Raw genomic sequence first — 13,043 nt, 5'->3', positions numbered from 1 at the left:
TCCCGCCCATTCGTAACCGATCCCCCCCGGATTGCGCTTGTTCTTTAATTTTCTGAAACACTTCGACAAAAACTGGCGGGCTGCGCTTCGCTTGAAGCCCACTCTACATCTGTTTACTGTATAATAAATAAAATATTTGTTAAATTAGGTTTTAAATCAGATATTTTCTCTAAATATTTTTCCCCATAGAGTTTTACTCCAACCGTGTAAAGATCGTTTATAGGTAACCCTGTAATCATGAATTGGCCTTCTGAGTTAATAATTCCCCGATACGATTCTCCCGATGCCGATAGAGCGATAACATCGATATCGATCATCGCGTGGTTAGCACATTTAACCTGTCCAACAAAATAACCGGCTTTTAGCAAAGTAACTTCCAAATAGATTAATTGTTTATCTGGAGGGAATTCAAGTGCTACTGTTTCAGGGAGAAAATAAGTATAGCCTGATAGTTCTGTATCGGATTTTATAAAAGCGCGTGTAATTTCAAGGGTGACTCTATCTTTAGATATTCCCTGAATTGTAAAATGACCGGATGAATCTAGCTTAGCTGGTATTTTGGAATCATTTTCAAGAGCAAAGACTTCTGCAGAGTCCGGCAGTTGCCCATCCTCTGTTAACAACTGGCCTTCGATTGATTTATTCGAAACATGTGTTGCTATAATATGAATATTATTTACGCGGTCGCCAATAACAAATTTTACATCGGAACGACCAGATGCCAACGGAATAAATTTATCTTCTGTCTGTCTACTACCATAAGATGTTTCCACCCAACGGCGAGGAATATCTTGACCATATATAGCTGAAATAATTCCCATAAATTGTTGAGATGAAACATCGGGAAATGATTTAGTTAGAAGACAAATTTCAAATTGGCCTTGGCTATCGGTCCGGGGATCAATTTGCCGAGTTTGAGTTACGAAATCGCGATCATGATAGGGATATAAAAAAAGTTTTGCATTGGCGATGGGATGGTTTTTTTCATCCGTCACTTGTCCGGAAAACCAAGTCTCTTGGCAGGGCGCAACCCAAAGAATGACTTCGGGCGTGTTTTCTTCATCGACAGTTACGTTCTGGGGATAAGAATTCGATATATTTCCAGGTGTGAGTCTATTCAAAAATATAAATAGATTTTTGTAATCCGCCATATCGGCGTCTTGTGCGGAAACAGGAAGATAGAGTGTTTGATCGTAATTAGAGAAAAAACGATCGACTATATATTGGCCAACTGGCAGAGGTTGAAATGCGAATACGCCATTTACATTCGTCTTTGTTGTACTGGCTGGCTGGGTTCCATTTTTCACAACATAAAGTTGTACAGCATAATTGGGAACAGGTTGCTTTGAGCCAATTTGGAGAACTTTCCCACGAATGGCTTTCTGAGGCCAATAATCAAAAATCATGTCTATGGTCTGATTCGGTTGGTTAATAGCAACGTCTTTGACAAGAGGCGAGAGACCTAGTCCTTGCGGCGGCATCGCATTTATTCGATATTTTCCTACGGGAACAGAATCGAAAATTGAATGGCCACGGCTATCGCTATTGGAGGCGTAAATTCTTTTCTTTTCCGGATTGAGCGAAATTAGACTGACGCTAACATCCGAAACGTCGGCAACAAACTGACATTGAATTTCATCGATGCCTTTGAGACGAGATCGGACGAGGACGCGGCTTGTTTCAGATAAAGCGAGTTTTGCGCCGCCGCACGACGGATGTATAACATAGATGTCGCTATATAGTTTTTCTTTTTGGGCTTGAACGAAATATAAGGCCGGTCTCAATCCTGAAATTGAAGCAAAACCCCGATTATCGGTTTTAAGAGTTTGAACAAAACGGGCGCTGGCGTGCTTATCGGGAAAAGTCATGAAAGAACTAAAAGAGTTCGACGAACGAATAAGGTATACTCTTTCAATGAAAATCTGGGTTAATGGATTATTGGAGGATAGAGACAACGCATCCCAAATCCTGACTTTATTGGCGTATACTGGGGACAATGGCAAAAGCGCAGACCGTGATCTCGCATCATTAAATCGAAATCGGTTCTGTTCTTCCCATATACAAGCACCAACCGCTTCCACCACGTCATTCGCCTGTGGCGTCCCCAAGCCAAGCCCTAATGGAGTTTCAATGGAAGAATGCAAAAAGGAACGCTCAGGCATAACGCGGTTAACAATAGGGGTGCCTTCATTCCGTGAAATATACACCTCTTGAGCGTCATTAAATCCAATACGTTGAAAAAAAGAACGCGTATAATCAGCGAGAGGTCTTGGCGCAAGCAAACCTTCGTAAAGGGTGATTTCAGCACCGGGACAGGGAGAAGTATAGCGGGAGTCTTGATAGACGCAAAACTGAAATGAGCAAAAATAATCCAATTGAATAGCAGGCGAACGGTTTTGCTGAAGATCGACCGTAATTGTTTTGGATTGGTAACCTGTAGCCGAGGCAGTTAGCTCGCAAATCGATAAATCTGCAACCTGGAATAGGGCTTTTCCATTTGAAAAATTCTTTTTAATATCGCACAATGTGATTTTACCAGATGAAATGGGATCGCCTATCAGATCGTTAATCAATACAGTTATAGATTGATTTGATAGCAATTTTTCTTTGGAATCATGGCTAGGTGGAGAGGCAATGGTTGCAGTAGAAACGAGTGCTGAAACTGGAATTGTTGTTGGGAGCGGAGTCGAATTAATCCCTCCATCAGACAGCGGTATTGGAGTTGGAGGATTAAAGTAAACACGAATATTGGAGCGCGGTTCAGTCTTCAACTTGGCTAGCGTTGGCCAAAAAACTATTACAAATATTATAAGGATTATTAGCAGAAAAGCAAAAATTGCATAACTACTACATCCTCTCATCATAAGAACATCCTCTTCATCACTTCATTTTATCATTTGGTTCTTCTCTGTTTGATCGCTTCCTGAATACACCGCTAGGCTTCTTTTTCATTATCGTGCATGGAACGCTCCCCCGAAATGACATACATTGCAATTGATGGGTCAAACAACGCGACACATTCTGCTTTTTCGGTGGGCTACGCTTCGCTTTTAGCCCACCCTACGCTATAAGTCTACTGATATCAACCATCAACCTCTTCCAGAGGGAGGGAGGATAGGTAGGAACGCAACATCCTTTAGCGCTTATCTTGCGCAATCATCCTTCCTCCGGCGGGACGAAGATGTAGAGGAATTCTTCCAGTAGTTTACGGTCGAAGCCTTTGGCTTTGTCGCCGAGCATGGTTTTGAAAGATTCGTACGAGGTCTTTCGATCCTGGAAGGAGCGGCGGGTGCTGATGGCGTCGAAGACGTCGACGATAGCGCAGATGCGGGCGCCTACGGAAATCTGCTCGCCCCGCAGGCCGTGGGGATAGCCGGAGCCGTCCATCCTCTCGTGATGATGCAGGATGATCGACTCGCATTCGGGCGAGAGGTCCATGAATTCCTTGACCATCTCCACGCCCCAAAGAGTATGCTGCTCGATAACGCTTCGCTCCTCCTCGTCCAACGGTTCGGTTTTCTCAAGTATCTCCTTGGGAATCCTCAACTTACCGATATCATGAAGCAACAACCCCGGCCCGAAGCGCAATAAGGCGTCCTGTTTGGAAATCTTTAGCGCCCGCCGCGCCAGAGCGACGCCGAAGAGGCAGGTATTGACGGCATGGGAATAAATCGCATAATCGACAGACGCACGGAGTATGAACTCATGAGCGGCGCGCTTATCGCCGAAGATAACCTCGGTAACATTAGGCAAAACCACCGACGCCGCCTTGATCGCATCCTCTGGATTGGGCGATTCGAAAACTTGCTTCATCAAATCGGTGGAATAATTGTAAACTACCTCGCATTTTTCCTCGGTAGGGACGGAGGGGTCTTGAATCAGTTGCGCGACCTCTTCGTCGGCGGCGGCCTCGGCGGAGGCCTTCTCCATTACCTGCGCCTCTTCTTCAATCAAATCCTCCACTTCAGAAGAAGAGTGTTCCTCTAGAATCCAAAGGTCCTTAATCTCCCTATCTGTCAATTCCTTAATTTCTTTGGGGCGCAGAGGCAGAGTGCGGCTGCGGAAAAGAATCGGCTCCTGCTCTCCATCCCGCTGGTAATAAAGATCCAGAGGCGGCGCCTTGCCGCTGGCGACAAGGCTGACGGAGATCGGCATGAATTGACGCTTGGATTCTTGCGAAGGCATAGTTATCGATCCGAACCTTGTTTCGATAGGAAAGATTATAGCCTAAAAACAACGATGGATGGCAAGAAGTTAGTAAAAGTAATTCAAAGATTCTCCACATTCCAACGTTTGAGCAGAGATTGCAAGTGATCAAGATCGTAAAAGAAAATTTCGATAGCTCCTTTGTTGGCGCCGCGCATCTTGATATTTACCTTGGTTTGGAATGACTCTTCCAAAATACGGCGCAAATCGGCGATATGGACGTCCTCTTGCTTGGCGGCTTTTTCCGAGGATTTTTCCGGTGATATTTCCGCCGGGGCGGACATATTCCGGACGAGATTTTCGGTCTCTCGGACGCTAAGGCCTTTTTGGAGAATTTGGGCGGCCATATCGCGCATAGCGTCCTGATGCTTCAACGAAAGCAGTACTTTAGCGTGACCCGTCGTCAATTCTCCCGAATCCAGATAAACGAGTACGGCCTCAGGCAGATTGAGCAAGCGCAGGGCATTAGCAACGTATTCCCGGCTTTTACCGACTTTTTCGGCGATCTCTTCTTGCGTCAAAGAAAAACGTTCCGACAGATGCTTGTAGGCTCTTGCTTCCTCCACGGGAGAGAGGTCAGCGCGTTGGATGTTTTCCACCAAGGCAATTTCAAGCATCTGAGCCTCATCCGCCTGCAATACGATGCAGGGGACGGCGTCCAATCCCGCCTGCAGGGAGGCGCGCAGCCGGCGTTCGCCCGCGATTAACTGGAAACGTCCCGCCGCGGCGGTATGCTCGCGCACCAATAACGGCTGGAGTACTCCCTGGGCGCGGATAGACTCCGCTAATTCCATCAAAGCGTTAGGATTAAAGGCGGCGCGAGGCTGAAATTGATTGACGTCGATAAGGCCAATCTGGATATCCTGGATGTTTTTTTGCGCCGCGCTTTCGACAGGGAAATCAGCCAGAAGAGCGGAGAGGCCACGGCCTAAGGCTTTTCGTTTCATTTTCGATCACTTCCAATGCCAGACTAATATAGGAATCGGCGCCCGTGGAGCTGGGATCATAGAGAATGATGGGCATTCCATAACTAGGAGCTTCACTCAATCGAACGCTGCGATTGATCACCGTTTCGAAAACATAATTACAATACGCTTGCCTGATGTCCTCTTCCACTTGACGGCTAAGATTGAGGCGGCGGTCGGACATCGTTAAAAGAATACCCGCTAAGGATAAGCTCTTATTATATTGCTCTCGGATAACGGTTGTAGAGGTCAAGATTTCAGTTAAACCCTCTAAGGCGTAATATTCGCACTGGACAGGAATTAAAACCGAGTCGGCGGCGAGAATGGCATTCATACTCAACATCCCAAAGGATGGCGGGCAATCGATGATAACGTAATCCACTCGCTTTTCAGCATTAATGGACCATAAAAACTGCGCCAATGCCGTACGCAAGCGGCGGTTTCCGTTCTCCTCCGAAGCTAAATGCATTTCAACGGACAAAAGATCGTTGTTAGATGGCGCAATACGAAGCGAAGTCATGGAAGTGGGCCGTAAAATGGAAGAGAGAGGAATATTCTCGATCAGAGGATCGAAGATAGAACTTTCTACACCCCTTTTGTTGATACCAACGCCACTGGTCGCATTCCCCTGGGGATCCAGGTCGATAAGGATGGTTTCCATGCCGTTATGGGCCAAACAGGCGGCAAGGTTAACCGCCGTCGTCGTTTTACCGACGCCGCCTTTTTGGTTAACGATGGCGATGATTCTCGTCACGCTTGGATTCCCTTTTGTTCCACGTGGAACAATGGCCATATAAAAAAAATTTATATATAAGCAAGATTAATCTTCGAATTATAAAGGATGGAGTCTTATCTGCCCAGGCATACGATGGAATTTTTTAATATTGAAATTTTTTTTCTCTTAATAATTTGATAAATAGTTCCTTATAGAACAACGGTAGAAGGAATTATAGAGGATTTTTTTTAATTTGCGATACTTTTCGGGGGAATTTAGAGGGAGTAGATTTCTTTTTCTCAAAGATGTCTATAGAGAACGTTTTATCTCGGCGCGGCAAGACATATAGAAATTTATCTAGTAAATTACATCCTAAAGATTGCGTATCTACTGTATTTTTAGGTTCTTCGGCGACTCTTGGGAGATAGATTCGGCCACAAGGGCGTACAAAAGAGGTTGTCAATTCCAATGTTAAAGATAATGGTCCAAAAGCTCTTGCTGTAGCAATATCGAATTTCTCCCGCCATTTAGAATCGTGAGCAGCATCTTCCGCTCTACGATTGACGATATTGCATGAATTAATATTCAATGTTTCTATTACTTTCTGTAAAAACCGCGTCTTTTTTTGGGAAGACTCAATCAACGTTACATGTAAATCCGGACGCAACAAGTGGAGAATAATTCCTGGAATACCTGCTCCCGAACCGATATCTATAATAAAAGCATTTGAAATGGGATTCATGCAATCCAATAAAATTCGGCTATCGAAAAAATGGAAATCTATAAAATCGTCAATTGTTTGGTATGCCGTTAGGTTCGTATGGGCGTTCTCATTTTGCAGTATAAAGAAGTAATCGCATATTGAGTATAGAACTTCCGGCGGTAGAGATATAAATCTTCTCTCTACCGCTAAAAGAAATTCCTGGAAGAAGACCTTTTTCTCCATTTTATCTCTATGTAATTGGAGAGTATAATATAAAGATTTTTAGGACATCGGTTTTTTTTTACTCCTTAAACAGCAACTTATCAAGACCGTATACAAGTCCTTCAATATTAATGACTTGCCTAATTGCTAACAAAACGCCGGGCATAAAACATGATCGGTTGATGGAATCGTGGCGTAGAGTCAGAGTCTGGCCAGCAGCGCCGAATATCACTTCCTGATGCGCGAGCAGGCCAGGAAGGCGGATGCTGTGCAAGGGAATGTCGCTGTATAGCTTGCCTCGAACTCCTGATTCAAATATTCTTGTGGAAACATCTTTGCGGACTTCAGAAATCATTTCCGCTGTTTTGATAGCCGTACCAGAAGGTGCATCCAGTTTTTTGTCATGATGCAGCTCAATTATTTCCACATCCGGCATGTATTTAGCGCAAATTCTGGCGCAGTGCATCATTAACAGAGCGCCTATGGCAAAATTGGGGGCAATAATTATTCCTGGTTTTTTACCTTTACTTTTATCTACAAGGGATTGCACTTGAACCAAAGTAAAACCAGTAGTGCCAATGACGCCTGCAGCAGCGCTTGCGCAGATTTTTTGAGCGTTTTCATATGCGCAGTGGGGAGAAGTAAAATCCACAACCACATCCGATTTTGAATCTGCGATTATCTTCTCCAAATCATCGCCGAGATCGGTTTCGCCCGCCAAAACCAAATCTTCTGCGTCTATGACCGTATTAACGATCTCCAAACCCATTCTTCCCTTAGCGCCATTAACCAACACTCTAATTTTCTCCGACATTCCTATGGCCTCCGAAAAATATTATTGAGGGACTAGAATTGCTAGATCAGCCCTACTAAATTCATTATAATTGTTCCACGTGGAACATAATTATCTACTTTTTTATAGATATAATCTCTTAAAAAACTTCTTTTCAATTTTCAAACTCATTAGCAAATAGAGAATATGAAGCCGTATTCTTTTTCTATTACTCCTTGTATTATACAATACACTTGAAAGTTTATTATGTATGTTAATCGATAAAACCTTTTATTCACAGATTCGCTTAGGATACGATAGCGACAATAGTTGGTCAATTCTTGTGATCGTTCCCTTTTTGCGTTGCTTGGTTTTTTTTCTTTTTTTCCTGATATCCATCGCTCCAGGATACGTTTATTCTGTTCGCTTAACCTTTTTTCTGGCTTTGGGAATTCTGACTTTATTCCTCTTTTTTATTTATATTAAACCTTTTTATAGATACAATATTATCAATCCTTTAGTGGATCATCGCCTTTCAAAATACTGCCGACTATCTTCAATTCGGAGATTTACCGGTATTTCTTGTATGTTCATGGTTGTTTTACTCTATGGATTAAGTCCCAAATTGGGATTATCTATTCATTTATCCAATAGCCAATCCGCCGTAGAGACTGATTTTTATTTAGAATCTTCTACTTTCGAAATAATTCCTACTCTATTTCTTCCTGAAAGAATCAATGCCTACGATACAATGACGGTAACCGGCGTTTTCTTTTCAGCGGAACCTGTAAAGTCCATCCTTTTTTATTCTGGGCATGGGGAAGCTGTTTGGAAAATCGATGGCGAGGAATGCGCCCGGAATGAAAATGACGCCGCCAATCGATATCTATTAATCGAAAAACAAATTGACGTTGGTTTTCACACAATTAAATGCTTTTTAAATTACATTCCACCGATTCCTACGTTGTCCTTATCAGTGAAAACGGCTTCAGGACTAGATTTTCAGGCAGTACCTGGACCATTTAGTAGTTGTTTTTCCAGTCTACTTTTTTGGCTGCCAACCTTTCGAATCATTCTATTCGCTCTGTCTTTAGGATCTATTTTCCTTTTTTTACCAATACTAGACGGATTCGTTCTACGCTTTTTTTCTTATATCTTCAAACAATGGAAATTTTTTTTAACTCTGGGATGGATTGCGAGCTTATTTTTTTTATTATTTCTCCACATTTATATCCAACGACTATCCTTAATTCAATTCGAATCTGATGAAGCTGCTTTTGGATTGATGTCTTACGAGTTGCTGGAAGGCCAATGCCCGCCTGTTTTTCATTATGGACAGAATTATCAGGGAACATTAGAGGCCTATCCCTTAGCCTGGATTTTATCTTGGGCGCCATTTCCATCGGCGGCGCTGCGTCTTCTTCCTTGGTTTTGGGGACTGCTTTTTGTTGTTCTAACCTCAACCATTTTCTGGATTTATGGAAATGCCTGGTATGGATTGTTTTCTTTTTGGCTTTTTGCCGTTGGCGGGTTGCATTTCCATTGGATCATAGGAAAAACCTGGTTTGGCTATTCCTTTTCTCTTTTTTGCGGGGCTTTGCTTTTCTTTTTGGCTTTTTTAGCTCGTTACAAAGGACGTATTTCACCAGGATTGGCAATTGCATGGGGATTGACCGCCGGTCTAAGTTTTTATGAACTGCCGATATCTCTTCCTTTCGTTTTTTCTTCCGGTTTTATTTTGTTATTCATACGCCCATATTCTTTTCTACCTGATTTTAAAATGGGAGAAAAAAGGATTGTTTTCTTTATTCGCTGTCTACTCGGATTTGTAAGATCTAGCCTTTTTTTGGCCTTTTTTATTTGTTTTCTTTTTTGTGCGCCTTATTGGCTCCCTTCTTTTTTTGGATATAAGTCCGAAGCGATTCAGTTTCTAACTACAGGTCGATCCTTACCTGCACCTCGGGTTGCAGGAGAACAACCGCTTATAGATCGTTTTTTAAGCGAGTGTTTGCCTGTTTTTTTAGGGCAAAGAGCGCCTTATGATCAACAGCATGACCTTCATAGCGCATTTTTTCCAAGCGCGCCTACCTTTATCTTTCTATCTGGTTTTCTCCTTTTTCCATTTTTACGTCGATTTGCGCCTGCTGGATCGTTATTGCGAAGCCGCATTCCTTATTACTCCATTTGGATTTTAGCTTTGACAACCATCCTTCTCACATCCTTTTCCTTCTTCGGCATCTGGCCGTGGTACGCATTGCCTCTCTATTTTGCAGCGCCTTTTTTGTTGATGCAATTTTTCCGTTTTTTATGGGCTTTTTCGCCGACTCTCTCTTTTTTTACTTTCTTTCTTTATTTTATGTCAATCCTATCCTCTTATTTTTCCTATTCCTTTTACTTTCATCAACCTGCAAGCCTATCGATCGATGGCGTCTCTATCCCAACAAATTTTGAAAAGGTTTTTTCCATTTTACAAGAGCATAGAATCCGTTACCTCCTTTGCGATCAAGGTTTTGACGTAAGTCCCAACGTTGCTGGCCGCGATTGGTTAGGTGAAGCCGTTACCTATGCTTCTCAGGGACGGATTATAGCCATTGATTCGCTTGATAGACGTTTTCCTGCCAAGGCGCAGGAGATCATGAAGCGCGTTCGCGTCGGTTATCTTTATCATCTCGGTTATTGGTATAATAATCCTTCGCTCGATGCGCAAAACGATTACTCTCCTTTGTCTATTCAAAATCTAAATCTTTTATTTGGTCCTGATAGCATTGGTTATAGAAGGTACGATTGCCCACCGTACGTTCTTTTTTTGCCTTCGCAAGACGCTATCAACGGACGCAAGAATACTTGGCGCATCGATTCTAACGTTAATTGGTTTCTTTCTTCGGTTAACGATCATAATCTTTGCGTTCGCACTTATGGGCGGGATGCTTATTGGTCTAATGACGAGGTTGAGAAAACTGGGGCTTATCTTGCGATTACTCTAAATAAAATTAAAACTGTCCAAAAAATAATTCTCTTTCTAGGAACGAAGATATCCGATTTTCCTCGAAATAATCGGGTTTGGGGAATTACTGCTCTGGGGGAAGAAGAAGAATTAGGTATGCTTCAATTCGATGAGGCATCGCGATGCAGTACTTTACGCCTTGAGGCGCCGATGAAATTGAAGGAAATAAAAATTGTTGTTCCTAGAGATAATGAAGGCCATTGGTGGACGATTGTTGAGGCTTGGATTTTATAAAAACTAAAATAATAGAATAATTTTTTTAAAAACGTATTCTTATACGGTTTCATTGAAGTATTAGAAACATTAATTTTTTTCTTGCTTTCTTATTCCTCTTCCTCCTCGATATCTTCTAATTCGCCGGGTTTTATGTATGTCGCTATAACAATGGTTGATGGTTCTCTAAGACCGTTGATGGGACAATCTTCACAAATATCTAGCGGCGGTTTTGGAGGATCGCAAACGAAATATTCCTGAATTCTTATCTTACTCGGGCTATAAGAGGGGCAATAACAGGCTCTTTCTATAGCTAAATCTCTGTCAAATCGCGAGTCATTCTTCTGCTTAATTTCTTCTGCTCGTACTCTTTTCATATTTTTTTATAACGCTCGCTTTAAATCCAATATTTATCGTTTTTTTAACGCTTTACAGATTTAGAAGTATAATCATACTAACTAAAACATGCAAGAAAATCTTTTTTTTAACCATGTAACCGATTTATTTTTATAAACTTATATTTTTATTTTTATTCTATCGATTGATTTTGTTTTTTTATTATTTCTAAAGAGCCAGTCTTATTATGTTTACTTTTTTTGCTATCATCTCTCTTCCTCTTGCGGTTCTTTCAATGGCATAAGAACATATAAAAATTTTTCGTTTCCAACGCCTCGCCAAATTCCCGGCTTTCTTGGATCATTTATTTCGAGTTCAACGGTTTCTTCATCGGCTATCTTTAAAAAATCTTCCAAAAATTTATGATTATAGCGGATTTTTAGTTCTTCTCCTTCGTATTCCAAGGAAATTGTCTCGCTTCCTTCTCCTCCAATTTCTTCTCTTTCCGCGAATACTCTCATTTCTTTCGATTTAATTTGAACAATTATCAGATTTGTTTCTTGACTGGATAGAATGGAGGCTCTCTTAACGGCGCCAAGTAATTTTTCTTTATCGAAAGTTATTTTTATATTTCCTGGTGGAGGAATAATTTTTTCATAAGGCGGGAAGTTTTCTACAATTAGATTCGATACTATTTTTGCGTCGCCGCATGAAAATTGGACTCTTTTTTCCTGAAATATAATTTCAACATCTCCCTCGTCTGGAAGCGTCTTTTGTACTTCAAAAAGCGTCTTAGCTGGTAAAAAAGAAGAAAAATCTTCTTCCTGCAAAGCCTCGTCAACTATTTGATAGCGAGATAAACGCCTGCCATCAGTCGATACGCAATTCAGAACCTTTCCCTTTAGGTCGAATTTAACTCCATCCAGTTCGAAACGCGCTTTATCCGTCGTGGTAGTTATATATGTTTTTCTTATTGTATCTTTTAGAGTTTTTGAACTTATTTTTATATATCGGCCTTCTTCTAATTTGCAGAACGGCGGGAATAGTTCTCCTGGATTGCCCTTAAACCTAGCTAAGAAACTTCCACAACGAATTTTCACTGTTTCTTCTTTTGTCTCGCAAAAAACATCGCCCTGCGGTAGATCTCTTCCAATATTCCCCAATATTTTTGCTGGAAGCACGATTTCGCCCGCTTCTTCCACCTCCGCCTCACCTTCGCAAAGAATTGATAAATTTAAGTTCGTCGCCATAAAACGAACTTTTTCTCCCTCACACGAAACGTGAATATTCTCCACGATCGGATTCGAAATAGGACTTCCAACAGCGCCTTGAACGGCGTTGATTCCTCTGCTCCACGTTTGACTTGCGCTTTTAAATTTCATTCTAATCCTCCCGTTTTTAGTAAGCGGTTTTTTCGTCGCCGGGATTTTCCAATCAATCTAATACGATACGCCATTCATTTAATGGCCTAAAAAACCAATAATATTTATATTCTTTAAAAATCTTTATCTTTTTTATTATTACTATTATTCTTGTTATAAAAAAGGATATTGCTGATTAAGTACTTTATATTTATGATCTTACGTTTATATGATCTTGTGAAGAACCTTTGAGTAATTTTTTTGATTTGTCGATGAAAAAGGATTTTTTAATCTCGTTAACTTATTCCTTTTTTCTTTAAATCATTTTTTAACAATTTGCTCACAAGTTATTAACCGATTATATTGAAACGATATCTATATTTATGTAAGACAGCCCATATGTCTTTTATTAAAAAATTTCAAATGAGCCTCTTGCAAAACTCCATAATTCCTCCCCCAAGCTTGGGGGAGGTTAGGAGGGGGTTGCTTTAAGTCTAACATAATCAACCCCCCTCTAACTCCCCCCAAGCTTGGGGGGAGAATTTA

At 41.5% G+C, this 13,043-nt stretch carries 8 protein-coding genes; 1 reads left to right on the top strand and 7 read right to left on the bottom strand.

What is annotated here, in order from left to right:
* Positions 1-113: 113 nt before the first annotated feature.
* The 6 genes from AB1656_04185 to dapB form a co-directional block, all read right to left on the bottom strand.
* On the bottom strand, positions 114-2,864 hold the full coding sequence (locus tag AB1656_04185) for a carboxypeptidase-like regulatory domain-containing protein (GenBank protein MEW6234562.1): 2,751 nt from the start codon (positions 2,862-2,864) through the stop codon (positions 114-116).
* Between the two features lie 292 nt (positions 2,865-3,156).
* Positions 3,157-4,185: an HD domain-containing phosphohydrolase gene (locus AB1656_04180; GenBank protein ID MEW6234561.1), complete on the bottom strand. Its 1,029-nt coding sequence runs from the start codon at positions 4,183-4,185 to the stop codon at positions 3,157-3,159.
* A gap of 83 nt (positions 4,186-4,268) precedes the next feature.
* Positions 4,269-5,153: a ParB/RepB/Spo0J family partition protein gene (locus tag AB1656_04175; protein ID MEW6234560.1), complete on the bottom strand. Its 885-nt coding sequence runs from the start codon at positions 5,151-5,153 to the stop codon at positions 4,269-4,271.
* Positions 5,107-5,964, bottom strand: a complete 858-nt coding sequence (locus AB1656_04170; GenBank protein ID MEW6234559.1) for an AAA family ATPase — start codon at positions 5,962-5,964, stop codon at positions 5,107-5,109. The genes AB1656_04175 and AB1656_04170 overlap by 47 nt, the downstream gene beginning before the upstream one ends.
* Before the next feature lie 154 nt (positions 5,965-6,118).
* A complete protein-coding gene (rsmG, locus tag AB1656_04165; GenBank protein MEW6234558.1) occupies positions 6,119-6,832 on the bottom strand; it encodes a 16S rRNA (guanine(527)-N(7))-methyltransferase RsmG in 714 nt (237 codons plus the stop codon).
* Between the two features lie 58 nt (positions 6,833-6,890).
* Positions 6,891-7,625 carry a 4-hydroxy-tetrahydrodipicolinate reductase gene (dapB, locus tag AB1656_04160; protein MEW6234557.1) on the bottom strand — a complete coding sequence of 245 codons (735 nt, stop codon included), beginning with the start codon at positions 7,623-7,625 and terminating at the stop codon, positions 6,891-6,893.
* Positions 7,626-7,854: 229 nt separating this feature from the next.
* On the opposite strand from dapB, the gene AB1656_04155 reads away from it, so the two are divergent.
* Positions 7,855-10,821, top strand: a complete 2,967-nt coding sequence (locus AB1656_04155) for a hypothetical protein (GenBank protein ID MEW6234556.1) — start codon at positions 7,855-7,857, stop codon at positions 10,819-10,821.
* A 581-nt stretch (positions 10,822-11,402) separates the two neighbouring features.
* On the opposite strand, the gene dnaN is transcribed toward AB1656_04155, so the two are convergent.
* Positions 11,403-12,518 carry a DNA polymerase III subunit beta gene (gene dnaN / locus AB1656_04150; protein MEW6234555.1) on the bottom strand — a complete coding sequence of 372 codons (1,116 nt, stop codon included), beginning with the start codon at positions 12,516-12,518 and terminating at the stop codon, positions 11,403-11,405.
* Positions 12,519-13,043: the final 525 nt, after the last annotated feature.

The organism is Candidatus Omnitrophota bacterium (assembly GCA_040755155.1).
Lineage (GTDB): Bacteria > Hinthialibacterota > Hinthialibacteria > Hinthialibacterales > Hinthialibacteraceae > JBFMBP01.
This window is presented reverse-complemented; position numbering and strand designations above follow the sequence as displayed.

Coding starts and splice junctions, on each gene's coding strand:
- AB1656_04185 (MEW6234562.1), bottom strand. CDS start 2,864: ATGATGAGAGGATGTAGTAGTTATGCAATTTTTGCTTTTCTGCTAATA.
- AB1656_04180 (MEW6234561.1), bottom strand. CDS start 4,185: ATGCCTTCGCAAGAATCCAAGCGTCAATTCATGCCGATCTCCGTCAGC.
- AB1656_04175 (MEW6234560.1), bottom strand. CDS start 5,153: ATGAAACGAAAAGCCTTAGGCCGTGGCCTCTCCGCTCTTCTGGCTGAT.
- AB1656_04170 (MEW6234559.1), bottom strand. CDS start 5,964: ATGGCCATTGTTCCACGTGGAACAAAAGGGAATCCAAGCGTGACGAGA.
- rsmG (MEW6234558.1), bottom strand. CDS start 6,832: ATGGAGAAAAAGGTCTTCTTCCAGGAATTTCTTTTAGCGGTAGAGAGA.
- dapB (MEW6234557.1), bottom strand. CDS start 7,625: ATGTCGGAGAAAATTAGAGTGTTGGTTAATGGCGCTAAGGGAAGAATG.
- AB1656_04155 (MEW6234556.1), top strand. CDS start 7,855: ATGTTAATCGATAAAACCTTTTATTCACAGATTCGCTTAGGATACGAT.
- dnaN (MEW6234555.1), bottom strand. CDS start 12,518: ATGAAATTTAAAAGCGCAAGTCAAACGTGGAGCAGAGGAATCAACGCC.